Raw genomic sequence first — 24409 nt, forward strand, 5'->3', positions numbered from 1 at the left:
GAAAAAGGGGACGGAGGGGATTAAGTCGTTTGTGGCACAAACGACTTAATCCCCTCCGTCCCCTTTTTGTCATGAGGATGCCGGCCAGCGGCCGGCACTACCGCACAGAATGCTGGTCACACTTCGCGCGCGGCTCCGTCATGGGACACAATCCCCGCAGGAGAGCCGCCGCCATGACGACGTTCACCGCATCGATCGACCAGACCCTGGAACGCGAACTGCCCGCCGCCGCCAGCGGTTGCCAGCACGCCTACGGCCGCATCGTGCTGGCCTGCCAGAACACGGTCACCGCCATCGCGCTGGCCATCACCCGGGACCGCCAGGCCAGCGAGGACATCGCCCAGGAGGCCTTTGTGAAGGGCTGGCAGCAGCTGCACCAGCTGCGCAGCGCGACCAGCTTCCTGCCGTGGCTGCGGCAGATCACCCGCAACCTCGCCCGCGACTGGCTGCGCGCCCAGCGTGGCCGTCCACTGACCGGCGAGGCGGCCGAGGTGGCGATGGGGATGGCCGCCGATCCGTCCCCGGGCGCAGCCGATCGCCTGCAACGGGTGGAGGAAGAAATCGCCGCCGAGGACATCATCTCCACCCTGCCCGCCGACAGCCGCGAAGTCCTGTTGCTGTACTACCGCGAAGGCCAGCGCTCGCAGCAGGTGGCCGACCTGCTCGGGCTCAGCGACGCCGCCGTGCGCAAGCGCCTGTCGCGCGCCCGCGCGCTGGTGCGCGACGGCCTGCTGCAGCGCTTCGGTGAGTTCGCGCGCAGCAGCGCGCCGAGCGCCGCCTTCGCCACCGCCGTGGTGTCGATGGTGCTGGTGGCCGCACCCGGCACCGCCAGTGCCGCGATCCTGCTGAGCGCCGGCGTCGGCGTGGGCAGCAGCAAGCTGGGCCTGGGCGGGGCCAGCGTGGCCGGGGGTACAGCCATGGGCTCGGTCACCGCCACCCTGGGCTACCTGCACATGATTCCGGCCAGCACTTGGGGCGCGTTCGCTGGTGGCGTTGCCGGCGGCGTGATCGGCAGCTACCTGGGCGGTCGATTCCTGCTGTCCTATGCCAAGACCGATGCCGAACGCGCGCGGGTCTGGCGCTTTGTGCGCATGAACACCTGGACAGCCATGGCCTGCTGCCTGGCAGTGCTGGCGGTGGTACTGCTGCAGACCCCGACGTGGGTGCATCTGCTGGTGCTGGTGCTCGGCATGGGTCTGGTGAACTACCAGTGCCTGGGACCGCTGCAGCAGATCATGGCGCCGCTGATCGCGCGCGATTCGTCGCGGCGTGGGCGCACCGGCACCAACTGGGTGTATGAATCGCTGTATGGGCGTACCGGGATCATCGCCATGAACATCGTGGTGCTGGGCGTCGTGCTGTATGCCGTGGCCCATTCCAGCGGCCGCTAGGGCCTCAACGCACGACGCCGGCAGTACGCCGGCGTCGTGGTCGGTCAGCGCGCGATGAATCAGCGCTGCGACTTCGGTGCACCGCCGTCGCGCGGACCGCCTTGGCGCGGGCCACCGTGCATCGGGCCCTTGGCCGCGTCGAACTCGGCCTTGCTCAGCTGGCCATCCTTGTTGGTGTCGGCGGCAGCAAACCAGGCATCACGATGCTGCTTCATGCGCAGCTCGCGGTCAGCCTTGTCCAGGTAACCGTCCTTGTTGAGGTCGAGCCGGTCGAAGCGCGCGGCCAGGCGCGGGTCGGCCTTGGCCTCGTCGCGGCTGATGCGGCCGTCCTTGTTGACGTCCAGTCTGGCCCAGCGCTCACCGCCGTGGCCACGGCGGCCATGCTGCCAGCGCGGCATCTCATCGCGCGAGAGCTTGCCGTCCTTGTTCCTGTCCAGCTCGTCGAACTTCGCGGCCAGGCGCGGGTTGGCAGCCGCCTCGCTGCGGTCGATCACGTCGTCGCCATTGGTGTCCAGCTTGGCCGGGCGCTGCGCCGACGTGGCCGGGGTGTCGGCCGCCAGCGCGATGCCGGAGGCGGAAGTGCCCAGCAGCAGGGCCAGCAGCAGGGGGGTACGGATCATGGGGTCACTCCTGGGAATGGGAATTGCGTCGGGGTGATCACTTCACCCTCGGGGGACAACAACGCCCGGGCGCGACATCGGTTGACGCTGCTGCCAGATCCATTCATCCGGCGGACAGTCGCCGCCACTGCGACGGGCTGGGGCTATGCTGTGCCCATGGCACTACACGGCGATAGAGACGACGAACTGCGGCTTTTCCAGACCGGCGAGCACCCCTGCGGGTACTGGTCCGACCGGGTGGCGCGCGACCTGGTGCTGGATCCGCACGATCGCCGGCTGGGTGGCCTGTACCCGCTGGCACTGAGCTGGGGCTTCCGCCGCAGCGGTGATCTGGTCTACCGGCCGCACTGCGCGCACTGCCAGGCCTGCGTGGCGGTGCGCATCCCGGTGGCCCGCTTCGCCCCGGACCGCAGCCAGCGCCGCTGTGCCGCCCGCAATGACGACCTGGAGGTGCGGATCACCGCCGCCACCGCCCGTGACGACCTGTTCGCGCTGTATCACCGCTACCTCACCCACCGCCACGCCAATGGCGGCATGGACGACCATGGCCCGCACGAATTCGAGCAGTTCCTGATCGGCAGCTGGTCGCACACCCGCTTCATGGAGATGCGCCTGCCCGGCCACGACGGCCAGCCCAGCCAGTTGCTGGGGGTGGCGGTGACCGACGTCACCGAGCATGGCCTGTCGGCGGTCTACACGTTCTTCGACCCGGACCACGCCGTGCGCGGGCTGGGTACCTTCGCGATCCTCCAACAGATCGAGTGGGCGCGCCGCGAGGGGCTGCCGCACGTGTACCTGGGCTACTGGATCCGCGGGCACCAGAAGATGGACTACAAGCGCCGCTTCCATCCCCTTGAGGCCTACGACGGCCGCCGCTGGCACGATTTCGACAACGAACTGGACGGGCGCTGACAAACCGCTGACACCGGGCCGGGTGCAGAATAGGGGGATGAACGCCAAACCCCTGATCCTCGCCCTGGCCCTGCTCTGCGGCGCCACCGCCCCCGCCTTTGCCACGTCCCCCGCGATGACTGAGAAGCCGTCCACTGCGCTGCGCCTGGCCACCTACAACACTTCGCTGTACTCCGATGATGCCGGTGGCCTGATCAAGGAACTGGAGGGCGACAGCGAGCACGCACGCAAGATCGCCGCCGTGCTGCAGCAGGTGCGCCCGGACCTGGTACTGCTGAACGAATTTGATTTCGACGATGCCCATCGCGCCGCCGACCTGTTCCAGAAGCGCTACCTGGAAGTCGCCCAGCCCGGCGGCGGCAAGCCGCTGCACTTTGCCTACCGCTACCTGGCGCCGGTCAACACCGGTGTGCCCAGCGGCCTGGATCTGGACAACAACGGCGTGGTCGGCGGCGAAGGCCGCAGCCGTGGCAATGACGCGTGGGGCTACGGCCTGCATCCGGGCCAGTACGGCATGCTGGTGCTGTCGCGCTACCCGATCGATGAAACCAAGGTGCGCAGCTTCCAGCTGTTGAAGTGGAGCGCGATGCCCGGCGCCATCCGCCCGGTCGATCCGCGTACCGGCCAGAGCTTCTACAACGACCACGTGTGGTCGCAGCTGCGCCTGTCCTCGAAGTCGCATTGGGACGTGCCGGTTAAGACCCCGGGCGGCGTGGTCCACGCGCTGGTCTCGCATCCGACGCCGCCGGTGTTCGACGGCCCGGAAAAGCGCAACGCGGCACGCAACCACGACGAACTGCGCCTGTGGCAGGAATACCTGTCCAAGGGTGAGAAGCCCTGGCTGTGCGACGACAAGGGCCAGTGCGGCGGCTTGGCGGAGGACGCGCGCTTCGTGATCCTCGGCGATCTGAACAACGACCCGGTCGATGGCGATGGCCGCCACGAGGCGATCGTCGAGCTGATCGAGAACGCGCGCGTGCTGCGCTACCCCACCCCGCGCAGCCTCGGCGGCGAGCAGACCAGCCTGGCCTATGCGGCCAAGGGCATCGAACGCAAGGGCGCACCGTTCCACGCCACCGGCGATTTCGGCCCGAAGTCCGGCACCATGCGCCTGGACTACGTGCTTCCCTCGACCGGTTTCGAGTACGTGGGCAGCGGCATCTTCTGGCCGGCCAATGAAAGCCCGGAAGCGAAGATCGCCGACGGCAGCGACCACCACCTGGTGTGGGTGGACGTGCGGTAGAGTCGACTGCACGTTGAGCGTACCGACCAACGGTCGGTACCCACCGGGTTTCGGTAGGCGACGACCGTTGGTCGTCGCTCCTTTTTCAGGGGCGCAGCTCGACGCCGATGGCGTCGGCGGCATCACGCGCGATGGCGCGTGCTTCGTCGATGGTGTCCGCGCGCGCCAGGGTCACACCGACGCGGCGGTGGCCATGCACGCTCGGCTTGCCGAACAGGCGCACGGCGGTATCCGGTACCTGCAGCGCGGCGGCGACATTGTTGAAGTACGGCACACCCTCGCCGTGTGCCAACAGCGCGCACGACGCCGACGGGCCACTCTGGCGGATCACCGGAACCGGCAGGCCGAGGATCGCGCGCGCGTGCAGCGCGAACTCGCTCAGTTCCTGCGAAACCAGGGTCACCAGGCCGGTATCGTGCGGGCGCGGCGACACTTCGCTGAACCACACCTCGTCGCCCTTCACGAACAGCTCGACGCCGAACAGGCCCCAGCCGCCAAGGTCGTCGGTGATCGCACGCGAAATCTCTTCGGCACGCGCCAGTGCCGCGCTCGACATCGGCTGCGGCTGCCAGCTTTCGCGGTAATCGCCATCCTTCTGCAGGTGGCCGATCGGCGCACAGAATGAGGTGCCGCCGGCATGGCGCACGGTCAACAGGGTGATCTCGTAGTCGAAATCGATGAAGCCTTCGACGATGCAGCGGCCGGCACCGGCACGGCCACCGGTCTGTGCGTACTCCCAGGCCGGAGCGATGTCCGCTTCGCTGCGCAGGGTGCTCTGGCCCTTGCCCGAGGACGACATCACCGGCTTGACCACGCACGGCAGGCCGATGGCAGCCACGGCAGCGCGGTATTCGGCCTCGGTATCGACGAAGCGGTAGGGCGAGGTCGGCAGGCCCAGGGTTTCGGCGGCGAGGCGGCGGATGCCCTCGCGGTCCATGGTCAGGCGCGCGGCGCGTGCGGTCGGGATCACCCGCAGGCCTTGCTCCTGCTCCAGCTGGACCAGAGTCTCGGTATGGATGGCCTCGATCTCCGGCACCACCAGATGTGGCTGCTCCTGGGCGATCAGGGCGCGCAGCGCCATCGCATCGAGCATGTCGATCACGTGCGAGCGGTGGGCGACCTGCATGGCCGGGGCATCGGCGTAGCGGTCAGCGGCGATCACTTCCACGCCCAGCCGCTGCAGCTCGATGGCCACCTCCTTGCCGAGTTCGCCCGAGCCCAGCAGCAGCACGCGGGTGGCGGAGGGGGACAACGGAGTTCCAAGCTTGGCCATGGCGGTTCCAGCAGCGACGTGAAGGCGGGTGGGCATTCTAGCTGGCCGCGCACCCTGACCATGGCATCCGACGAACGGTAGTCGACAAGTGATATCAATTTGATATCTTCAATTCGAACCCTCAAGGAAGTACCGCCATGAAAGAGAAGTCGCTTGCCTCCCTCAACGGCCTGGGCACCCTGGCCGGATCCCTGCTGGTCGCGCTGGCGGGTACCGCACTGTTCGTACTCGGGGCGACGACCAGGACCGGTTCCGGCTCACCGAACCTGCTGCTGATGCTGGCCGGCATGCTGGTGATCTTCGCTGCGGTCTTCATCCTGGCCGGCCTGTACACCATCCAGCCCAACCAGGCGGCGGTGCTGAGCCTGTTCGGCAAGTACGTCGGCACCGTCAAGGACAACGGCCTGCGCTGGAACAACCCCTTCTATGCCAAGCGCCGGGTCAGCCAGCGCGTGCGCAACTTCGAGAGCGGCAAGCTGAAGGTCAACGAGCTGGACGGCAGCCCGATCGAGATCGCTGCAGTCATCGTCTGGCAGGTGGTCGATGCCTCCGAGGCCGTCTACAACGTGGACGACTACGAAAGCTTCGTGCACATCCAGTCCGAATCGGCGTTGCGCGCGATGGCCACCAGCTATCCCTACGACCAGCACGAGGAGGGACAGCTGGCGCTGCGCAGCCATGCCAGCGAGATCTCCCAGCACCTGAAGAACGAGCTGGCCGAACGCCTGGCCGACGCTGGCGTGCAGGTGATCGACGCACGCATCAGCCACCTCGCCTACGCCGCCGAAATCGCCCAGGCGATGCTGCAGCGGCAGCAGGCCAACGCAGTGATCGCTGCACGCACGCGCATCGTGGCCGGTGCGGTCGGCATGGTTGAAATGGCCCTGGCCGAACTGCAGAAGAACGGCGTGGTGCAGCTGGATGAGGAACGCAAGGCGCACATGGTCAGCAACCTGCTGACCGTGCTGTGCTCGGACCGCGGCACCCAGCCGATCGTCAACGCCGGTTCGCTGTACTGAACCACCCTCGCAACGGGGCGCCCCACCGCCCCGCCAGGAGCTTGCATGAGTGAGAAGAAAGCCTACCCGCTGCGCATCAATGCCGACGTCCTGGCCGCCGCGCAACGCTGGGCTGATGACGAGCTGCGCAGCCTCAACGCGCAGATCGAGTATGTGCTGCGCGACGCCCTGCGCAAGGCAGGCCGCCTGCCGAAACCCACGCCATCTTCAGAGGACAAGGAATGAGCAAGCGCTGGAGCTACCAGACGATCGAGGTCAAGACGTCCATGATGGGCCTGCTCAAGGCCGAGGACATCCAGAGCGAACTGAGCCGCCAAGGCCAACTGGGCTGGGAGCTGGTCAACATCATCATCCCCGCACCGATGCGCCCGGCGATGCTGGTGTTCAAGAAGGAGGCCTGAGCCATGGGCGCCAGCGATCCGAAACAGTACGAGGTGGCCGAGAGCTCGCCGTTGCGCGTGCTGTGGATCGTGCTGCCCCTGCTCGCCGCCTTCGTGGCCTGCTTGTATGCGCAGCTGTACAAGGCGCCGGCCAGTGCCCCCTGGATCGAAGTAACGCTGTCGCCGCCCTGGTTCCGGATGGGCGGCAGTGCCGCCTGGAGTCTGCTGGTGATCGCGGTACTCGGCATCGGGTTGGGCGCAGCATTCTTCCGTCGCCGGGTGGAACTGGCCGACAACGTGCTGGATGTGCGCTCGACGATGTACCGCCGCCGCGTTCCGGTGGCGCAGCTGCGGCTGGACCAGGCCGAGGTGGTCGACCTGCAGTGTGACCCCCGCTATGGCATCCGCTTCAAGACCAACGGCTACGCAATGCCGGGCTTCTATTCCGGCCACTTTCGCCTGCAGGGCGGTGCCAAGGGCTTCGCGCTGGTCACCAACCGCGCGCGCGTCCTCGCCCTGCCGGTCCGCGATGGCAGCGCCCTGCTGCTCAGTCTCGATCGGCCACAGGCGCTGCTGGAAGCACTGCGCAAGGTGGCCGTGCCGGGCCCCCGGCAGTAAGCTGCGGCGATGCAACGACGCCTGCCCCTGCTGATCAATACCGAAGCCATCGAACTGTGGCCCGCAGACCTGCTGCGTGCGCGCAGCAATCTCGACGCGCGCCTGCTGTCACGAGCGAACTGGGTGCTGCGGCGCAAGTGCGATGGCCGTTACCTGGCGGCGGTGGTGGAACAGGGCGTGCACGCCATGGTGCCGCGCCTGGCGCGCGAGCCCGGGGCCGAGGAAGCACTGGCCTTGCTGGATGCAGCCGCGGCCCGGCCATTCGGTGCAAATCTGGAAGCGCAGTGGCTGCCCCTCGCCGGCCTGCAGCAGCGCCTGCAGCAGCTCGGCCTGGATGCCCAGCGCTATGCCGACGACAGCGGCCTGCCGCTGGAACCCGAACCGTGCCTGCTGCACTTCGCTGGGCGCGACCGCTTCGCCCGCCCGCTGTGGCTGCGCCGCGGCGCTGCACAGGGCTGGCGGCGGATGCGCCTGCATGCAGCGCGCGATGGCATCGCACTGGATGCAATCTCCGGCTTCCGCAGCCATGCCTACCAGCTGGGCATCTTCGAACGGAAACGAGCGCGCGGGCTGAGCGTGACGGAGATCCTGAAGGTGAATGCCGCGCCGGGGTTCAGTGAACACCACAGCGGCCATGCGCTGGACATCGGCACGCCGGGCGATGCCCCGGCCGAGGAATCGTTCGACGCTACCGATGCATTTGCTTGGCTGCAGGCCCATGCCGGCGCGCATGGCTTCCAGCTGAGCTACCCGCGCGACAACCCGCACGGCATCGTCTACGAACCCTGGCACTGGTGCTGGAGACCGGCCAACGGCTGAGCCCCTCGTGGCGACCGCAAGGCGAAATTCATGGAGCTGCCCGGGCGGATTCCGCGCGCGCCCACCACGAGATGGAACAAGAAGGCAAAGACAGAAGCCGGTCGCTTCGCTCGAAGCCTCTACAACGGATCAGCGCGCGGCTGTTGGGTCCGCCTTCAAGCGAGCCGAGCACCGCAGGTCCGGCGAGGGTGAAGAGGTGCTTGCGATTCTGTAGAGCCGAGCCATGCTCGGCTACTCTCCGCATCGCCCCTCGACGGGCCGAGGAGCGCAGGGGACCGGTGCACAGCACCGGCTCGCGGCCGGCGGCGCGTTTCTTTTGGTTACTTTTCTTTTCGCGCGAAAAGAAAAGTAACGCCCATGAACCATCACGATCGCATCGGCATGGATCGGAGCGACAGCCCTGCGAACGTCACCGCCTCAACGCATTGATCGCCAGCAACACCCATCCGGCCATCATGCTGGTGCCACCGATCGGCGCCATCCGCGTCGGCCACTGCCACAACGCCCCACCCATCAGGCTGCCGGAAAACAGCAGGACACCCAGCAGCAGCACGTACAGCGCCAGGTGTGCGATCGCGCCCTGCGCGCGCGGCCCAAGCGCCACCAGCACCGCGCCATGCGCGAACGCATACAGCGCCGCCATGTTCAGATGCTGCTGCGCCAACGGGTCGGCCACGCCATGCGATGCATAGGCAGACAGGCCGATCGAGGCGGCAGCCAACAGCGCCCCCAGGCAGGCCAGCAGGGAAGGCTTACGTGCGCGACGTTCCAGATTGAACATGAGGGCTCCTTGCGCAGCGCCCCTTGACGGGCGCCGGATGAAAAAAAACGCGCCGCAATGAGCGGCGCGTTTTCGTGTCCAACACTACATGGGTCAGCCGGGGATTACTTGACGGCCCAGTAGATGTCGTAGGTACCTTCCGGGGTGAACGACTTGTCGATGCCGTCCTTCCAGGTTTCGTACGGACGGTCGATGACTTCGTTGCCCGAGGTCACGGCCCAGGCACGCAGGCCGTTGCGCGCCACGTCCAGACCCGCCATGTGGCCGGTGTAGGCCGCATGCGCCGAACGGTGCGGAGCAACGTGCACGTACTTGACCGGAGCGCCACCGTCGATCTTGACGGTCAGCTCGTCGGCAGCAGCACCTTCAGCACCCTTCTTCTTCACCGGCTGGGCGATGTCGAAAGCGTACTTCTCCTGGCCGAAGTCGGTGGTGATGATGCGGAACGGACCGGCAGCTTCAAGGCCATTGGCCTCCATCACGCGCTTGATCCACTCCTGGTTGTCCTTGATGGACTTGGTGATGGTGTCCTGACCGCGGTCCACGTTGCCGGCGTTGACCACCAGCAGGTTCTCGGCCGGCACTTCAACGATGGCCAGGTCGGTCAGCGGGGCTTCCGGCGTGCGGTAGTCCACGTTCGGCACGGTTGCGAGCATGTTGGCCATGCGCGACAGACCCATCTTGATGTCATCGCCGATCTGGCGGCTGACATACAGGCCGGCGTAACGGCCGAACAGGTCGAAGCCGTACTTCACCGAGTAGTCCTGGGTGATCTTGACGTTGCGACCGCCCTTGCCGGTCGGCTCCAGGTTGAAGGTGGTGACCTTGTCGTGACCCTTGGTGGCGTCCTCGATGGCGATCACAACACGCTTGTTCTCTTCGGCTTCGGTGATCTTCCAGGAACCGGTACCCAGGTCCTTGGAGGTGAAGTCGAGGGTGGCACCGACACCCGAGGCCGGGCCGGACAGCTTCAGGTCAACGGCGGGATCGCGCAGTACCAGCGGGTTCCAGTCCTTGAAGCGGCGCAGGCTGCTGACCGTGTCGTACACGATCGTCATCTTGCGGTTGGTCTCGATGCTTTCGGTGATGTGACGCTCGCCCGGCAGACATACGCCAATGATGACGAACAGGCCAGCCACGATCCCCAAGGCGATCAGGAACTCGATAATACGGGTCATTCAGAGAGTCTCCGGGGCCGATCCCACGGCCGGGTTGATTGAAGCGAAGCGCCAATCCTAGCAGGCTTCGCGGGCATTGTTTATCGGGATTGGCGCACCGGTTTCCCTGCCGGCTGCGTATTTGTATGGACAAAGGATTCGAAGGGTAACGCATACCGCTACCCGGCAAGTAGGGGGCAACCTTGGCGGAAACCCCCGACCACGACCCAAGTCTTTGTACTTGAAAGATTTTTTCTCAGACCAGCTGGAGTTCGAACGCCTTCAATACGGCACGCGTACGGTCGCGCACACCCAGCTTGGAAAGGATGTTGGACACGTGGTTCTTGATGGTGCCCTCGGCGACGCCCAGCGAATTGGCGATCTCCTTGTTGGAGAAGCCACTGGCCATCAGCCGCAGGATCTCGGTCTCGCGGTCGGTCAGCGGGTCCGGGCGGTCCAGGCTGACGAATTCATTGCGCATGTGCTCCAGGCCGGACAGCAGGCGCTGGGTTACCGCCGGCTGCACCAGCGATCCCCCGTCGGCCACGGTGCGGATGGCACCGACCAGCTGTGCCAGGGTGACGTCCTTGAGCAGGTAGCCCTTGGCACCGGCCTTGAGCCCGGCCAGCACCAGCTGGTCGTCGTCGAAGGTGGTGAGGATGATGGTCGGCGGCAGCTGTTCCTGCCTCGACAGCACCTGCAGGGCCTCCAGCCCCGACATCACCGGCATGCGCATGTCCATCAGCACCACGTCGGGGCGTACCTGGGGGATCAGCTCGACCGCCTGCCGGCCGTCGCCGGCCTCGGCCACCACCTCGATGCCGTCGTCGAGCGCCAGCAGGGAGCGGATTCCCTGCCGCACCAGGGTTTGGTCGTCGACCAGGCAGACGCGAATCATCAACGCACTCCTTCAGGAACCTTGGTAAGGGCCGCCACCAGCACCGTTGCCGGCACCGTCGCCCGCAGCCGGAAACCCTCACCGGGGCGGGTTTCGATCTGCAGCTGGCCACCACATTGTTGCAGGCGCTCGCGCATGCCGCGCAAGCCATTGCCCACATTGACCATATCCGCGCCGACGCCGTCGTCGCGGGCCTCGACCACCACCCGATCGGGGGCTTCACGGTACACCTTGATCCACAGGTGGCGGGCACTGGCATGGCGCACCGCGTTGGTGATGATCTCCTGGGTGCAGCGCAGCAGTACGTGGGCCCGCTGCGGGTCCTCCACGTTCAGCGGATCCTCGATCTGCAGCTGGATGTCCAGCGAGGGCACGTTCTCGGTCAGCGGGCGCAGGGCCGCGGCCAGATCGATCGCGCCGGTCTCGCGCAGCTGGCTCACGACCTCGCGCACGTTGCCCAGCAACAGCTTGGCCAGCGCGTGCGAGCGCTTCACGTGATCCAGGGCCTGGCCCTCGGCCAGGTGCCCGGCGACCTCCAGGTTCAGGGTCAGCGCGGTCAGCTGGTGGCCCAGCAGGTCATGCAGTTCGCGCGAAATGCGGGTGCGCTCGTTGACCCGCGCGCTCTCGGCCAGCAGGGCGCGGGTGGCGCGCAGCTCTGAATTGAGCCGGCGCTGCTCGTCGCGGGCCTCGGTCTGCTGACGCGCAACCAGGCTGGTCACGAAGATGAACATGGAGAAGCCGCCGTACAGCAGCGACTGCATCACCGCTTCGAACAGCGGGAAGCGCAGCAGCATGTAGTAGACCGGAGCCACGGCCAGCTGGCTGACCAGCAGCCACAGCACCCCCAGCCGTACCGACAGCATCCACGGAATGACCCCGGCGGCCACCATCATCAGGATGCTGCCCAGGCCCGACCCGCTGAGGAAGCTGACCCCCAGCGCCGAGACCGTCAGCAACAGCAGCAGGCCGCGGTCCAGCCAGCTGGTGTGACTGTCGCTGCGCAGGATGCGGGTCAGCCAGTAGTAGGCCGTGCCGAAGGACAGGTAGGCGACGAACAGCAGGATCGCCCAGCCGCCCATGTCAGCGCGGCTGTGCAGGTTCTCGAACTGCGAGTACGCCAGCGGCAGGCCGACCATGACCCAGGTGAACAGGCCGGCCAGGCGGAGGACGCGGGTATGGCTGAGGACTCCCAACATGCCAGCACTCTACGGGCCCGGCCTGCGTCGCGCACTCCCACGGAAGTCATGCCCCTGCAGTCGCCTGTTCATGCCGCAGCCCACCCCGGGCATGCAATAATCGTGCGCAGGGTCCCTTGATGGACCAACCGCGTTACCCCACGGAGTCACAATGTCGATTGTCATCCGCGACGTGCGCGAGCACGAGCTCGATTCCGTCCTGGCTTTGAACAACAATGCTGGCCTGGCCATCCTTCCCCTGGATGCGGCCCGCCTGCGCCTGTTCTATGAAACCGCTGAATACTTCCGCGTCGCCGAGCGCGACGGCAACCTGGCCGGCTTCCTGATCGGCTTTGGCAGCGACAGCCAGCACGACAGCAGCAATTTCGCCTGGTTCAAGCAGCAGCTGGACACCCCGTTCTTCTATATCGACCGCATCGTGGTCGCCAGCCGCCGTCGTGGCGGCGGCGTCGGCCGTGCGTTCTATGCCGACGCGCAGAGCTTCGCCGAACTGCGCTACCCGCAGATGACCTGCGAAGTCTTCCTCGACCATGGCGCCGATGCCGCCCTGCTCTTCCACGGCAGCTTCGGCTTCCGCGAGCTGGGCCAGAACACGATGCCGCAGGTCGATGTGCGCGCCAGCATGCTGGCCAAGGAACTGTGCAGCTACCCCTGGGTCAAGGAGACCTACGGCGGCAAGCTGCCGGAAGTGGCATGGACACGCGCACGGCAGCTGCCGGCGCAGGCACAGCGGCCGACGGGGACCTGAGCGTGGCGGTGAATTTCGATTACGAACAGGCCGGTGAACTGAAGATCGGCCAGGTGGGCATCGCCAACCTGCGCATCCGTACCCTTGATGTCGAACGCCTCGTGCAGGAAATGCGCGAGCGCGTGACCCGCGCCCCGAAGCTGTTCGGCCGCGCCGCGGTGATCCTCGACTTCGGCGGCCTGAGCCAGGTGCCGGATGTGGCCACCGCGCAGGCGCTGGTCGATGGCCTGCGCAGCGCCGGCGTGCTGCCGGTGGCGCTTGCCTATGGCACCAACGCGATCGATCTGCTCTCGCAGCAGCTCGGCCTGCCGCTGCTGGCCAAGTTCCGAGCGCAGTACGAGCGTGCCGAGGCCGAACCGGCCCCGCCGCCGCCTGCACCGGAGCCGCGCCGCGCAGCCCGTGCCGAACCGAAGCCGGCCCCGGCAACGCCGGTGGCCAAGGTGGCCGACGCGGCTGCACCAAAGCCGGGCCGCATGCAGCTGGGCAACGTGCGTTCGGGCCAGCAGCTGTACGCGGAGAACTGCGACCTGACCGTGATGGCCACCGTCGGCGCCGGCGCCGAGGTCATTGCCGATGGCAGCATCCACATCTACGGCACCCTGCGCGGCCGCGCGCTGGCAGGGGCCCAGGGCAACACTGCGGCACGCATTTTCTGCCGTGATTTCCATGCGGAACTGGTCGCCATTGCCGGCCATTACAAGGTACTGGACGATGTCCCGGACAACCTGCGCGGCAAGGCCGTGCAGGTCTGGCTGGAACAGGACCAGATCAAGATCGCTGCGCTGGACTGACGCAGCCCCCAAACAGAATCATCAGGAGAAGTCCTTTGGCTGAAATCATCGTAGTCACCTCCGGCAAGGGCGGCGTCGGCAAGACCACTTCCAGCGCGAGCCTGGCCTGCGGCCTGGCTCGGCGCGGCAAGAAGGTGGCGGTGATCGACTTCGACGTCGGCCTGCGCAACCTCGACCTGATCATGGGCTGCGAACGCCGCGTGGTGTATGACTTCGTCAACGTCGTGCACGGCGAAGCCACCCTCAAGCAGGCCCTGATCAAGGACAAGCGCTTTGACAACCTGTACGTGCTGGCCGCCTCGCAGACCCGCGACAAGGACGCACTGACCCAGGAAGGCGTGGGCAAGGTCCTGAAGGACCTGGCCGCCGACGGTTTCGACTACATCATCTGCGACTCCCCGGCCGGCATCGAGAAGGGTGCCTTCCTGGCGATGTATTTCGCCGATCGTGCGGTGGTGGTGGTGAACCCGGAAGTGTCGTCGGTCCGCGACTCCGATCGCATCATCGGCCTGCTCGACTCGAAGACCCACAAGGCCGAGTCCGGCCAGGACGTGCCGGCCTTCCTGCTGCTGACCCGCTACACCCCGGTGCGCGTGGAAAGCGGCGAGATGCTGAGCATCGCCGACGTCGAGGAAGTGCTCGGCCTGAAGGCGATCGGCGTGATTCCTGAGTCGGGCGACGTGCTCAACGCCTCCAACAAGGGCGAGCCGGTCATCCTGGATGTCGAATCCGCTGCGGGCCAGGCCTATGAAGACGCCGTCGCGCGCATCCTCGGCGAAGAACGCCCGATGCGCTTCACCAACGTCGAGAAGAAGGGCTTCTTCAGCAAGCTGTTCGGAGGGTAAGCATGGGCCTGTTTGATTTCCTCAAAGCGAAGAAGACCACCGCCGAAACCGCCAAGAACCGCCTGCAGATCATCATCGCGCAGGAACGCAGCCACCGTGGTGGCCCGGACTACCTGCCGCTGCTGCAGCGCGAGCTGCTGGAAGTGATCAAGAAGTACGTGAACATCGACGTCGATGCGGTGAAGGTCGACCTGGTAAAGGATGGCCAGCACGACGTGCTGGACATTTCCGTGGCGCTGCCCGAAGGTCCGGACAAGCCCTGATCCCCTGCCCCGCCCGTGCCTGCATGGGCGGGGCTGTCTGACCCGCATGACCGATACGACAACCGCCGTGGACATCACCTGCGTGGGCGACATCGCCTTCGCCGACGCGCAGCGCCTGCTCGCCGCGCATGGCCTTCGGCTGCACCACGTGGCGCCCGGCGAACCGATTCCCGGCAGTTACTGGGGCGAGCCAGAGGCCGGCATCATCGCCAGCAACGTGTACGTACGCGATGACACGCCCGTGCACTCGATGCTGCATGAGGCCTGCCACCTGATCGTACTGCCGCCGGAGCGGCGTGCGCAGGTGCACACCGATGCCACCGACTCGGTGGCCGAGGAAGACGCGACCTGCTACCTGCAGATCGTGCTGGCCGGGCAGCTGCCCGGTGTCGGCAGCCAGCGGCTGATGGCCGACATGGATGCGTGGGGATATACGTATCGGCTGGGATCTACCCAGGCGTGGTTTGAACAGGACGCCGAAGACGCGAAGGCGTGGTTGATCGAACGCGGATTGCCGGTGGCGTGATTCACCGGGAACCGGGGTCAGATCCTTTTTGCGTCGCAAAAGGGATCTGACCCCATCACCCCATCACCGTATCAGCCCTGCCCGGCCAGCGCGCGCAGGGTGATGCCGACGATGTAGGCCAGGTACGTGCCGGTGGCATAGCCCATCGTCCCCAGCAGCACGCCGACCGGCGCCAGGGCCGGATGGAACGCCGCGGCCACCACCGGCGCCGAGGCTGGGCCACCGATGTTCGACTGCGAACCGATGGCGAAATAGAAGAACGGTACCTTCAGCAGCTTGCCCAGGCACCACAGCAGCACGATGTGCACGCTGATCCAGATGATGCCCAGCAGGAACAGCCACGGGCGGTCCAGCAGCGCCAGCAGATCCATCTGCATGCCGATGCAGGCGATCAGGAAGTACAGCAGCAGCGAGCCCAGGCGCGATGCGCCCGCGCCTTCCAGGTTGCGCGCACGGGTGAAACTCAGGCTGAGGCCGAGCGTGGTCGACAGCACCACCACCCACACGAACGGCGCGTCCAGGCTGAACTGCGCAGCCCAGCTGACATTCGCCTTGAACCACGCCGCCAGCGGTGCGCCAATGGCGTGAGCCAGGCCGACACCGCCGAAGGCCACCGCCACGATCAGCATCAGGTCGGTCAGGCTGGGAATGCGTTCGTGTTCGGCCTGGAAGCGCGCAATGCGCTCCTTCAGCTCATCGATGGCCGAGGTATCGGCGCCACTGCGCGCGTCGATCTTCGCCGCGCGCCCGGCCAGGAAGATCAGCGCGGCCATCCATACGTAGCCGACCCCGACGTCGACCACCGCGAACTGTCCGAAGGTGGTCGCATTGACGTCGAACACTTCACGCATCGCCAGCATGTTGGCGCCGCCGCCGATCCAGCTGCCCGCCAGCGCGGCCATGCCGGCCCAGGTGTCTCCGGCCACGGTTTCCGGATGCACGGCACGCATCAGCAGGAACGCCACCACCGCACCGAGCATGATGCTGGCCGAGGCACCCAGGTACATCAGCACCAGCTTCGGGCCAAGCCGCAGGATGCCCTTGATGTCGACCGCAAGGGTCAGCAGGATCAGCGCCGCCGGCAGCAGGATGTCGCGCGCGATCGGGTTGTAGAGCCGGGTGTTCTGCCCGTCGATCAGGCCCACAGTGTTGTAGATGCCGGGAATCAGGTAACACAGCAGCAGGGCCGGCACGAAGGTGTAGACGCGCTTCCACAGGCCCTGCTCTCGCGAGGCGGTCCAGAACACGGCGCCAAGGGTGGCGGCGATCAAACCGAAGACGACGATGTCGTTCTGGATCAGGGCAGTCGAAGGCATGCAGGCGCTCTGGTAGAGCCGGCCGCTGGCCGGCTGCTGTTGGCGGCAGATCCGGAAGGTGCACCGACCAACGGTCGGCACCCACCGGTAAAGCAGAGGGTGAAACAAAAGCGCCGCCCCGAAGGGCGGCGCTGCAATCATCAATTGCCGATGTGCTGCTTCAGCCAGGCATTGACGGTGTCATGCCACAGGATGCTGTTGTTCGGCTTCAGCACCCAGTGGTTTTCATCCGGGAAGTACAGGAACTTCGATTCGATGCCCTGGCGCTGGGCGGCGGTGAACGCGGCCAGGCCCTGCTCGACCGGAATGCGGAAGTCCTGCTGGCCGTGGATGACCAGGATCGGCTTCTTCCAGTCCGCCACGTGGTTGACCGGGTTGAACTTCTCGTAGTTGGCGGCCTTCTGGTACGGCGTGCCGCCCTGCTCCCACTCGGTGAACCACAGTTCTTCGGTGGCGTAGCCCATCATGCGCTGGTCGAACACGCCGTCGTGGTTGACCAGGCACTTGAACGGGCCGTTCCAGTTGCCGGCGATCCAGTTGACCATGAAGCCGCCGTAGCTGGCGCCCAGCGCGCAGGCCTTGTCACCGTTGAGGAAGGAATACTTCTTCAGTGCCGCATCCCAGCCCTTCTGCAGGTCTTCCAGCGGGCGGTCGCCCCAGTGCTGGCTGATCGCATCGGTGAATGCCTGGCCATAGCCGGTGGAGCCGTGGAAGTCGATCATCACCACCGCGTAGCCCTGGCCCGCGTAGGTCTGCGGGTTCCAGCGGTAGCTCCAGCCATTGCCGAAGCTGCCCTGCGGGCCGCCGTGGATCAGGAACGCCACCGGGTAGGACTTGCCTTCCTGGTAGTTGTGCGGCTTGACCACGTAGCCGTGCACGGTGTCGTTGTTCCAGCCCTTGAACTCGAACTGCTCGTAGTCGCCGAAGGACACGTCCTTCAGCACCTCGCCTGCGGCCGGGGTCAGCGCGCGCAGTTCGCCGATGGCTTCGCCCGCGGCCGGCAGCAGGCCGACCAGCACCTGGTCGTTGCTCTTCAGGCTGTTGCGGGTGATCGCCACGCTGTTGCCGGCCACGTCGACCGCGGTCACGCTGCCGTCGCCGATCAGCTTGGTGGCCTTGCCGCTGGCCACGTCGATCTGGAACAGCGGGTGTTCGCCGAGGTCGTCGGCGGTGGTGTAGATGCTGGCGCCGTCGGCGGACAGGGTGATGCCACCGGCCGAACGATCCCACTGCGGGGCAATCTCGCGGGTCTTGCCGCTGGCAACGTCCATCGCCATCAGGCCGAAGCGGTCGGCCTCGAAGCCCGGGCGCTTCATCGCGCGGTAGAACAGCGTCTTGCCGTCGGCACTGAACACCGGGCCGGCGTCCCAGGCCGGGTTGGAGGCCGTCAGGTTGACCGGCGCCTGCTTGCCGGCGGCGTCGAAGCGGTACAGGTCGAAGTTGGTCGACCACGGCTCCTGCTTGCCGGCCACGCGGATGCTGGCCACCACGCTGGCGCCGTCCGGCGACCAAACGAAGTCGTCATTGCCGCCGAACGGCTTGGACGGCGCATCACCATCGATGGTCGCGCTCAGCGCCGAAGCGCCCTTGACCACACCGGCCTTGGCTGCCGGCAGCGGAGCGACGAACAGGGTGTTGCGGCGACCGTCGTTCCAGGTGTCCCAATGGCGCACGAACAGCGAATCCCACACCTGGCCGCTGGCCTTGGCGTCCTTCTTTTCCTTCAGCTTCTTCTCGGTGCAGGCCAGGTCCGAGGCGCACGCCTGGAACACGCCGGCGCTGAACAACACGCGGTCGTCCTGCGGCGACACACGGTAGCTGTCCACGTCGACCGGGAAGTCGGTCAGCTGGCGCGGCGTGCCGCCGCTGATCGGCTGCGCGTACAGCTGCTGGCTGCCGTTCCTGGCACTGAGGAAATACACGGTCTGGCCATCGGCCGACAGCGAAGCGGAATTGACGTTCCAGCCGGCCGGGGTGATCTGCTTCGGCGGCGCTGCGTCGCGGGTGCGCAGGTTGCGCGCGTACAGCGCGGTGGAGGCCTTGAGATTGGCATCCACGCTGCGCTTGGCGAACACCACGGTGCCGCCGTCAGCGGTCAATACCGGTGCGGAGACGCGGTCCATGGCCACCATGTCGCGGACTTCCAGGCCACGGGCAGCGGCGACGCTGGGCAGGGCGGCCAGCAGGCTCAGTGGCAGCAGGGCATGACGCAGTTTCATCGGGGTCTCCGCAGGACGGCAAAAAACCGATGGTAGGCCCGCATGGCCGGGGCTGCCAAGGCCATCGGTCATGGCTGCAGGCGGGCAATCGCCAGAAACAGCAAACCCCGCCGAAGCGGGGTTTGTGGGGACGCCGGGGTCGGATCCGATTCCGGCGGAATCGGCTCTGACCCCAGACGCCGTCAGCGCGGGGTCGGAGCCCTTCCCTGCGGGAAGGCGTCCGACCCCATTGCTCACGCCTTGGCGTACTTGCCGGTGCGGTAGATCAGCCAGCCGACCAGGAACAGCACGGCCAGGCCGATCCACTGTGCGCCCGGCAGGTGGAACGGCACCGCCAGCACGTCGGCGCGGCTGCTGACCACGATCGGAATCGCGATGGCGATGCCCATCAGTGCCTCACCGGTGATCAGGCCGGCGGCAAACAGCACGCCCGGCTTGTGCACGCGGTCGCGGCCTTCTTCGTCATCGGCGCGCACCTTGTGGAAGCGCTCGACCAGATGGGCGATCAGGCCGCCGAGGAAGATCGGCACCATCAGTTCCAGCGGCAGGTAGATGCCGATGGCGGCGGCCAGCACCGGCACGCGGAAGCGCGCGTTGCGGGACTTCAGCCAGCTGTCGAAGGCGATGATGGCAGCGCCGACCACAGCACCAATGCCGATGAAGGTCCACGGCAGTTCACCACCGAACAGGCCCTTGGCCACCGAGGCCATCAGGTTGGCCTGCGGCGCAGCCAGCGCCTTCGGGTGCAGCTCGGACTTCACGCCGATGCCGTAGGCAGTGGCCAGCAGGTTCAGTACCGGGGCCATGATCAGTGCGCACGAGAACGCACCGATGCCCAGCATCAGCTGCTGCTTCCACGGGGTGGCACCGACGATGTAACCGGCCTTGAGGTCCTGCAGGTTGTCACCACCGACCGCGGCGGCACAGCACACCACCGCGCCAATCATGATCGCGGCCACCGCGCCCAGCGGCGCCCCGCCGGCACCGACCGGCTTGAGGCCGTCAGCGCCCAGCAGCACGACCAGCACGGCCGAGGCGAACAGGATGGTGGAGATGGTGATGCCCGAGACCGGGTTGTTGGACGAACCGATCAGGCCGGCCAGGTAGGCCGAGACCGAGACGAACAGGAAGCCGGCGACGATCATGATGAGGGTCATCGGGATCGACACGTGCCACTGGCCGACGATGGCCTGATACAGGGCCAGCAGCGGCAGCACGAACGCCACCAGGGCGACCAGCATCCACTTCATCGGCAGGTCGCGCTCGGTATGCGCCAGCACCGGGCCGCCACTCTTACGGGCCGCGGCGAAGCCGCTCTTGACGCCGTTGAGCAGCGACTTGCGCAGCGAGATCAGGGTCCAGATGCCACCGATCAGCATCGCACCAACGCCCAGGTAGCGCATCTTCGCGCCCCAAATGGCGAACGCGGCCTCGGTGGAGGAAGCTGCGGCAACCGATGCGGCCAGCGCCGGATCGGTGTTCATGAAGAACGCCTGGTAGATCGGAATGGCGATGTGCCAGGTCAGGATCGAGCCGGACACCACCACGATGCCGACGTTGAGGCCGACGATGTAGCCCACGCCCAGCAGTGCAGGCGACAGGTTGGTGCCGATGAAGGCGGTGACCTTGGAGCTGCCGACATAGGCCGAGGTGGCCCAGGCGTCCGGGATCAGGCGCATGCCGCTTTCCGCGGCCAGCTTGACGAAGGCGCCGATCACCGCCGACAGGCCCAGGATCTTCAGGCCCGGACCCGGGTTCTCACCGGCCTTGAGCACTTCCGCCGCCGCCTTGCCTTCCGGGAACGGCAGCGGGTCTTCAACGATCATCGAACGGCGCAGCGGCACCGAGAACAGCACGCCCAGCAGGCCGCCCAGGCCGGCGATGCCCAGCACCCACCAGTACTTGAAGTCCGGCCAGTAGCCCATGATCACCAGCGCGGGGATGGTGAAGATCACGCCGGCGGCGATCGACGAACCGGCCGAAGCGCCGGTCTGCACGATGTTGTTTTCAAGGATGGAGCCACCGCCCAGCAGGCGCAGCACGCCCATGGAAATCACCGCGGCGGGAATGGCGGTGGCGATGGTCAGGCCTGCGAACAGGCCGAGGTAGGCGTTTGCGGCCGACAGCACCACCGCCAGCACGATGGCCAGGGCCACTGCGCGGAAGGTGAGCTGCTTGGGCGCAGCGTCGTGGTTCATGGAAGCCCCTGCTGGCAAAAAATCCCTGTCACGCTAGCGTTCAGGGCAGATCAAGTCCAGCGTGCCAAAGGATGGGGGCGTGCGCTGCAGCGCAACGGGCCAACACGTGGCCCGGCAATCGACCGACCCGGCAAGTCCGGATGGGCGTACCGCAAATGATATGTTATATCTTAATGCTACCTTGTTCTTACTGCATCGCATGCCCCCTTCCCCCTCCCCTCGCCTGGCCTCCATCGACCAGCTGCGCGGCACCGTGATGCTGCTGATGCTGCTGGACCACGTGCGCGAGACCTTCTTCCTGCAGCACCAGGTGAGCGACCCGATGGATGCAGCGACAGTCTCTCCTGCGCTGTTCGCCTGCCGCCTGCTGGCCCACCTGTGCGCGCCCGTGTTCGTCCTGTTGACCGGCCTGTCGGCCTGGCTGTACGGCCAGCGCCAGGCGGATCCGCGCCGGGCCACAGCCGCGTTCCTGCTCAAGCGCGGGCTGTTCCTTGTCGTGCTGGAACTGACCCTGGTGAACTTCGCCTGGACCTTCCAGCTGCCGCCGGACACGCTGTACCTGCAGGTGATCTGGGCCATCGGACTGAGCATGATCGCGCTGGCCGGGCTGCTATGGCTGCCACGCCCGGCCCTGCTGATGCTGGCAATCGCGGTGGTGGCCGGGCACAACCTGTTCGACGGCATGCGGGTGCAAGGCAATGGCCTGCTGGCGGTGCTGTGGAAAGTGCTGCATCAGCGCGACTGGATCGAGGCTGGCGCGCTGCGCCTGCGCACCTCCTATCCGGTGCTGCCGTGGATCGGGGTGATCGCACTGGGCTATCTGATGGGGCCTTGGTTCGCCCGCGGGCGCGCACTGGAGCAACGCCAGCGCTGGCTGCTGTGGACAGGCGTCGGCGCGCTGGCCCTGTTCGCATTGCTGCGGTTCGCCAACCAGTATGGGGATGCGCCCTGGTCGTACCAGACCACTACGCTGCGCACGTGGTTGAGCATCTTCAACGTCACCAAATACCCGCCGTCGCTGCAGTTCCTGCTGCTGACCCTCGGCGCTGGCCTGGTGCTGCTGCGCCTTTACGAATGGCCACCACTTGCGCGCGCGCTACGCCCGCTGGCCGATATCGGCGCCGCACCGATGTTCTTCTACCTGCTGCACCTGTATGTGCTGAAGGGGCTGTACCTGGCTGCGTTGGCGGCCTGGGGGCCGACCCATGGCGGGTTGTATGCCCTGGATTCGGTCAGCGGCCTGCTGCTGGTGGCCTGTGTACTGGCAGTGGTGCTGTATCCGCCGACGCGGGCCTTCGCGCGGTTCAAAGCGCGAAGGCGCGATCTGCCGTGGTTGCGATACCTGTGATCGCCCAGGCCAGTCCGGCAATCCACGCATGGCGTGGATCTACTGAAAGCGGATCAGGTCACAGGCCTATAATTCCGCGATGAATTCCACCGCTATCGCTTCCGACGACTTCCTGGGCCATCCCAAGGGCGTCTACGTCTGCTTCTTCACCGAAATGTGGGAGCGCTTCTCCTTCTACGGCATGAAGGCGCTGCTGCTGCTGTACCTGACCAAGTACCACCTGTTCGGCGACAAGGCCGGCCTGGACCTGCTCGGTGCCTATGGCGGCCTGGTGTACTGCATCCCGGTGTTCGGTGGCATGCTGGCCGACCGCTGGCTGGGCATGCGCCGGGCGGTGCTGTTCGGCGGCATCCTGCTGGTGCTCGGCCACCTCGGCATGGCCTTCGAGGGCCACGCCGCGTACCGGGTGAACGGCGAAGTGGTGCGCGACACCTCCGCACTGGCGGTGACCTACCTGTCCCTGGCGCTGATCATCATGGGCGTCGGCTTCCTGAAGCCAAACATCTCCACCATCGTCGGCAAGCTGTACGCCAAGGACGACCCCCGTCGCGACTCGGGCTTCTCGCTGTTCTACGCCGGCATCAACCTCGGCGCGCTGTTCTCTTCGCTGGTGTGTGGCTTCCTCGGTGAGGCCTATGGCTGGAAGTATGGGTTCGGTGCTGCCGGCATCGGCATGCTGGCCGGTCTGGCGATGTTCCTGTGGGGCCAGAAGTACCTGCAGGGCCACGCCGAACCACCGCAACCGGCCGCGCTGAAGCAGAAGGTGCTGGGCCTGCCACGCGAATGGCTCATCTATCTGTGCGCGGTGCTGGGTGTGCTGCCGGTGGCGTGGCTGATGTGGGCTGCCGGCAACGGCGCGTTCGCGCTGGGCGGAGAAATCAGCCTGGCGCTGATGCTGATGCTGGTGGTGCTCGGCGGCGTGCTGGTCTGGTTCGCCTGGTTCACCGGCACGAAATGCACGCCGGTGCAGCGCCAGCAGATGATCGCGCTGATGGTGCTGATCTTCATGGCGCTGGTGTTCTTCACGATGTACGAGCAGTCCTACGGCTCGTGGGTGACCTTCACCGACCGCCTGTTGACCAAGGACATCGTGCCCTCGCTAGTGATCACCGGCGGCACGCCGCTGCCGTGGTCGATCATCTCGCTGCTGCTGGCACCGCTGGGCTTCGTGATCAGCGCGCGGTTGTCCGAGCGCCGCCCGGGCTCGTCTGCGCCGCGCACGTTCTTCGCCGCCATTGTCGTGCTGATGCTGGTGCTGCTGGTGCGCGACTGCCTGGTGATCCCGCAGACCGCCGGCTCGCTCACCTATCTCGGCGGCCTGTTCCTGGTGCTGCTGGCGCCGGCATTCGCCGCGCTGTGGACGTGGATGGACCGCCGCGGCTGGGAGCCGGGCAAGCCGGTGAAGTCGGCCTGGGGCCTGGTGATCGGCGCACTGTCGTTCGTACCGCTGGCACTGGCGGCGCAGCAGGTGGGCGCCACTGGCGAGATGGCCAGCGTGTGGTGGCTGGTGCTGGCCTACTTCCTGCTGGCCAGCGGCGAGATGTGCCTGTCGCCGGTCGGCCTGTCGGCAGTGACCCAGCTGGCCGTGCCGCGGGTGATGAGCCTGATGATGGGCACCTGGTTCCTGGCCACCGCATTCTCGGAGACGCTGGCCGCGCTGTTCGGCAAGCTGGCCGCGATCGAGGTGCCGGAAGGCGAATCGCTGGACATGGTGGCCGCAGCCGGCGCCTATGCGCACCTGTTCTGGCTGCTGATGTGGATCGGCCTGGGTTGCGCACTGGCGGCCTTCATCGCCGCACCGCTGCTGAAGAAGATGATGCACGGGGTGAAGTAACCCCCGCGCTTGCG

Annotated in this window: 24 protein-coding genes; 15 read left to right on the forward strand and 9 right to left on the reverse strand. The window is 66.6% G+C overall.

What is annotated here, in order from left to right:
* Positions 1-173: 173 nt before the first annotated feature.
* Positions 174-1391 carry an RNA polymerase sigma factor gene (locus tag AC10QF_RS02025; RefSeq protein WP_069139079.1) on the forward strand — a complete coding sequence of 406 codons (1218 nt, stop codon included), beginning with the start codon at positions 174-176 and terminating at the stop codon, positions 1389-1391.
* A 59-nt stretch (positions 1392-1450) separates the two neighbouring features.
* On the opposite strand, the gene AC10QF_RS02030 is transcribed toward AC10QF_RS02025, so the two are convergent.
* The gene (locus AC10QF_RS02030) at positions 1451-2011 is read right to left on the reverse strand and encodes an EF-hand domain-containing protein (RefSeq protein WP_494541652.1); all 561 of its coding nucleotides are present in this window, start codon (positions 2009-2011) and stop codon (positions 1451-1453) included.
* Positions 2012-2167: 156 nt separating this feature from the next.
* On the opposite strand from AC10QF_RS02030, the gene AC10QF_RS02035 reads away from it, so the two are divergent.
* A complete protein-coding gene (locus AC10QF_RS02035) occupies positions 2168-2923 on the forward strand; it encodes an arginyltransferase (protein WP_171958125.1) in 756 nt (251 codons plus the stop codon).
* 37 nt (positions 2924-2960) lie between these two features.
* On the forward strand, positions 2961-4166 hold the full coding sequence (locus tag AC10QF_RS02040) for an endonuclease/exonuclease/phosphatase family protein (protein ID WP_111175482.1): 1206 nt from the start codon (positions 2961-2963) through the stop codon (positions 4164-4166).
* A gap of 85 nt (positions 4167-4251) precedes the next feature.
* On the opposite strand, the gene purT is transcribed toward AC10QF_RS02040, so the two are convergent.
* The gene (purT, locus tag AC10QF_RS02045) at positions 4252-5439 is read right to left on the reverse strand and encodes a formate-dependent phosphoribosylglycinamide formyltransferase (protein ID WP_494541653.1); all 1188 of its coding nucleotides are present in this window, start codon (positions 5437-5439) and stop codon (positions 4252-4254) included.
* 137 nt (positions 5440-5576) lie between these two features.
* Between purT and AC10QF_RS02050 the strand changes: the two genes are divergently transcribed.
* From AC10QF_RS02050 to AC10QF_RS02070, 5 genes are read left to right on the forward strand one after another with little or no spacing between them, the layout of a single operon-like run.
* Positions 5577-6458 (forward strand): SPFH domain-containing protein, encoded by an 882-nt coding sequence (locus tag AC10QF_RS02050; protein ID WP_061480381.1) that lies wholly within the window; start codon positions 5577-5579, stop codon positions 6456-6458.
* Positions 6459-6503: 45 nt separating this feature from the next.
* Positions 6504-6683, forward strand: coding sequence for a type II toxin-antitoxin system antitoxin (locus tag AC10QF_RS02055; protein ID WP_005415691.1), 180 nt, complete (start codon positions 6504-6506; stop codon positions 6681-6683).
* Entirely contained in the window at positions 6680-6859 is a 180-nt protein-coding gene (locus tag AC10QF_RS02060; protein ID WP_005415690.1) for a DUF4177 domain-containing protein, read from the forward strand. Before AC10QF_RS02055 ends, AC10QF_RS02060 begins: the two co-directional genes overlap by 4 nt.
* 3 nt (positions 6860-6862) lie before the next feature.
* Positions 6863-7456, forward strand: coding sequence for a PH domain-containing protein (locus AC10QF_RS02065; RefSeq protein WP_111175484.1), 594 nt, complete (start codon positions 6863-6865; stop codon positions 7454-7456).
* 9 nt (positions 7457-7465) lie between these two features.
* Positions 7466-8275 carry a M15 family metallopeptidase gene (locus tag AC10QF_RS02070; protein WP_111175486.1) on the forward strand — a complete coding sequence of 270 codons (810 nt, stop codon included), beginning with the start codon at positions 7466-7468 and terminating at the stop codon, positions 8273-8275.
* Between the two features lie 409 nt (positions 8276-8684).
* Here the strand turns inward: AC10QF_RS02070 and AC10QF_RS02075 are convergent, their stop codons facing one another.
* From AC10QF_RS02075 to AC10QF_RS02090, 4 genes are all read right to left on the reverse strand, one after another.
* Complete coding sequence (locus AC10QF_RS02075; protein WP_061480384.1) at positions 8685-9056, reverse strand: DUF423 domain-containing protein; 372 nt, start codon at positions 9054-9056, stop codon at positions 8685-8687.
* A gap of 104 nt (positions 9057-9160) precedes the next feature.
* On the reverse strand, positions 9161-10234 hold the full coding sequence (locus AC10QF_RS02080) for a polyketide cyclase (protein WP_005415686.1): 1074 nt from the start codon (positions 10232-10234) through the stop codon (positions 9161-9163).
* A gap of 235 nt (positions 10235-10469) precedes the next feature.
* Positions 10470-11111, reverse strand: coding sequence for a response regulator (locus AC10QF_RS02085; protein WP_006424175.1), 642 nt, complete (start codon positions 11109-11111; stop codon positions 10470-10472).
* Positions 11111-12307 (reverse strand): sensor histidine kinase, encoded by a 1197-nt coding sequence (locus AC10QF_RS02090; RefSeq protein ID WP_111175488.1) that lies wholly within the window; start codon positions 12305-12307, stop codon positions 11111-11113. Before AC10QF_RS02090 ends, AC10QF_RS02085 begins: the two co-directional genes overlap by 1 nt.
* A 151-nt stretch (positions 12308-12458) precedes the next feature.
* Between AC10QF_RS02090 and AC10QF_RS02095 the strand changes: the two genes are divergently transcribed.
* Genes AC10QF_RS02095 through AC10QF_RS02115 form a run of 5 tightly spaced genes read left to right on the forward strand, consistent with a single transcriptional unit; the run spans position 12459 to position 15480 of the window.
* Complete coding sequence (locus tag AC10QF_RS02095; protein ID WP_111175490.1) at positions 12459-13055, forward strand: GNAT family N-acetyltransferase; 597 nt, start codon at positions 12459-12461, stop codon at positions 13053-13055.
* Entirely contained in the window at positions 13001-13846 is an 846-nt protein-coding gene (gene minC, locus AC10QF_RS02100) for a septum site-determining protein MinC (protein WP_111175492.1), read from the forward strand. The genes AC10QF_RS02095 and minC overlap by 55 nt, the downstream gene beginning before the upstream one ends.
* A gap of 35 nt (positions 13847-13881) precedes the next feature.
* Positions 13882-14691 carry a septum site-determining protein MinD gene (minD, locus tag AC10QF_RS02105; protein ID WP_006424120.1) on the forward strand — a complete coding sequence of 270 codons (810 nt, stop codon included), beginning with the start codon at positions 13882-13884 and terminating at the stop codon, positions 14689-14691.
* Positions 14692-14693: 2 nt separating this feature from the next.
* Positions 14694-14954: a cell division topological specificity factor MinE gene (gene minE / locus AC10QF_RS02110; RefSeq protein ID WP_005408532.1), complete on the forward strand. Its 261-nt coding sequence runs from the start codon at positions 14694-14696 to the stop codon at positions 14952-14954.
* 46 nt (positions 14955-15000) lie between these two features.
* A complete protein-coding gene (locus tag AC10QF_RS02115) occupies positions 15001-15480 on the forward strand; it encodes a hypothetical protein (RefSeq protein ID WP_005415681.1) in 480 nt (159 codons plus the stop codon).
* 71 nt (positions 15481-15551) lie between these two features.
* On the opposite strand, the gene AC10QF_RS02120 is transcribed toward AC10QF_RS02115, so the two are convergent.
* The 3 genes from AC10QF_RS02120 to AC10QF_RS02130 form a co-directional block, all read right to left on the reverse strand.
* Complete coding sequence (locus AC10QF_RS02120; RefSeq protein WP_005415680.1) at positions 15552-16796, reverse strand: DUF819 family protein; 1245 nt, start codon at positions 16794-16796, stop codon at positions 15552-15554.
* Between the two features lie 140 nt (positions 16797-16936).
* On the reverse strand, positions 16937-19015 hold the full coding sequence (locus AC10QF_RS02125) for an alpha/beta hydrolase family protein (RefSeq protein WP_069139070.1): 2079 nt from the start codon (positions 19013-19015) through the stop codon (positions 16937-16939).
* A 233-nt stretch (positions 19016-19248) separates the two neighbouring features.
* Positions 19249-21213, reverse strand: a complete 1965-nt coding sequence (locus AC10QF_RS02130) for an OPT family oligopeptide transporter (RefSeq protein WP_494541654.1) — start codon at positions 21211-21213, stop codon at positions 19249-19251.
* 199 nt (positions 21214-21412) lie between these two features.
* Here AC10QF_RS02130 and AC10QF_RS02135 point away from each other — a divergent pair, with 199 nt between their 5' ends.
* The gene (locus AC10QF_RS02135; protein ID WP_111175494.1) at positions 21413-22561 is read left to right on the forward strand and encodes an acetyltransferase domain-containing protein; all 1149 of its coding nucleotides are present in this window, start codon (positions 21413-21415) and stop codon (positions 22559-22561) included.
* Between the two features lie 79 nt (positions 22562-22640).
* Positions 22641-24395, forward strand: a complete 1755-nt coding sequence (locus AC10QF_RS02140; RefSeq protein WP_111175496.1) for a peptide MFS transporter — start codon at positions 22641-22643, stop codon at positions 24393-24395.
* Positions 24396-24409: the final 14 nt, after the last annotated feature.

The sequence above is a fragment of the Stenotrophomonas maltophilia complex sp. Om-AH-Sm3 genome, assembly GCF_059337855.1.

What these genes read in the sequence shown, in the direction of transcription:
- AC10QF_RS02130 (WP_494541654.1), bottom strand. Translation starts at nt 21,213, where the DNA reads ATGAACCACGACGCTGCGCCCAAGCAGCTCACCTTCCGCGCAGTGGCC.
- AC10QF_RS02035 (WP_171958125.1), top strand. Translation starts at nt 2,168, where the DNA reads ATGGCACTACACGGCGATAGAGACGACGAACTGCGGCTTTTCCAGACC.
- AC10QF_RS02115 (WP_005415681.1), top strand. Translation starts at nt 15,001, where the DNA reads ATGACCGATACGACAACCGCCGTGGACATCACCTGCGTGGGCGACATC.
- AC10QF_RS02080 (WP_005415686.1), bottom strand. Translation starts at nt 10,234, where the DNA reads ATGACCCGTATTATCGAGTTCCTGATCGCCTTGGGGATCGTGGCTGGC.
- AC10QF_RS02060 (WP_005415690.1), top strand. Translation starts at nt 6,680, where the DNA reads ATGAGCAAGCGCTGGAGCTACCAGACGATCGAGGTCAAGACGTCCATG.
- AC10QF_RS02040 (WP_111175482.1), top strand. Translation starts at nt 2,961, where the DNA reads ATGAACGCCAAACCCCTGATCCTCGCCCTGGCCCTGCTCTGCGGCGCC.
- AC10QF_RS02120 (WP_005415680.1), bottom strand. Translation starts at nt 16,796, where the DNA reads ATGCCTTCGACTGCCCTGATCCAGAACGACATCGTCGTCTTCGGTTTG.
- purT (WP_494541653.1), bottom strand. Translation starts at nt 5,439, where the DNA reads ATGGCCAAGCTTGGAACTCCGTTGTCCCCCTCCGCCACCCGCGTGCTG.
- AC10QF_RS02065 (WP_111175484.1), top strand. Translation starts at nt 6,863, where the DNA reads ATGGGCGCCAGCGATCCGAAACAGTACGAGGTGGCCGAGAGCTCGCCG.
- AC10QF_RS02075 (WP_061480384.1), bottom strand. Translation starts at nt 9,056, where the DNA reads ATGTTCAATCTGGAACGTCGCGCACGTAAGCCTTCCCTGCTGGCCTGC.
- AC10QF_RS02055 (WP_005415691.1), top strand. Translation starts at nt 6,504, where the DNA reads ATGAGTGAGAAGAAAGCCTACCCGCTGCGCATCAATGCCGACGTCCTG.
- AC10QF_RS02125 (WP_069139070.1), bottom strand. Translation starts at nt 19,015, where the DNA reads ATGAAACTGCGTCATGCCCTGCTGCCACTGAGCCTGCTGGCCGCCCTG.
- AC10QF_RS02140 (WP_111175496.1), top strand. Translation starts at nt 22,641, where the DNA reads ATGAATTCCACCGCTATCGCTTCCGACGACTTCCTGGGCCATCCCAAG.
- AC10QF_RS02090 (WP_111175488.1), bottom strand. Translation starts at nt 12,307, where the DNA reads ATGTTGGGAGTCCTCAGCCATACCCGCGTCCTCCGCCTGGCCGGCCTG.
- minE (WP_005408532.1), top strand. Translation starts at nt 14,694, where the DNA reads ATGGGCCTGTTTGATTTCCTCAAAGCGAAGAAGACCACCGCCGAAACC.
- AC10QF_RS02050 (WP_061480381.1), top strand. Translation starts at nt 5,577, where the DNA reads ATGAAAGAGAAGTCGCTTGCCTCCCTCAACGGCCTGGGCACCCTGGCC.
- AC10QF_RS02030 (WP_494541652.1), bottom strand. Translation starts at nt 2,011, where the DNA reads ATGATCCGTACCCCCCTGCTGCTGGCCCTGCTGCTGGGCACTTCCGCC.
- AC10QF_RS02085 (WP_006424175.1), bottom strand. Translation starts at nt 11,111, where the DNA reads ATGATTCGCGTCTGCCTGGTCGACGACCAAACCCTGGTGCGGCAGGGA.
- minC (WP_111175492.1), top strand. Translation starts at nt 13,001, where the DNA reads ATGGACACGCGCACGGCAGCTGCCGGCGCAGGCACAGCGGCCGACGGG.
- AC10QF_RS02070 (WP_111175486.1), top strand. Translation starts at nt 7,466, where the DNA reads ATGCAACGACGCCTGCCCCTGCTGATCAATACCGAAGCCATCGAACTG.
- AC10QF_RS02135 (WP_111175494.1), top strand. Translation starts at nt 21,413, where the DNA reads ATGCCCCCTTCCCCCTCCCCTCGCCTGGCCTCCATCGACCAGCTGCGC.
- AC10QF_RS02095 (WP_111175490.1), top strand. Translation starts at nt 12,459, where the DNA reads ATGTCGATTGTCATCCGCGACGTGCGCGAGCACGAGCTCGATTCCGTC.
- AC10QF_RS02025 (WP_069139079.1), top strand. Translation starts at nt 174, where the DNA reads ATGACGACGTTCACCGCATCGATCGACCAGACCCTGGAACGCGAACTG.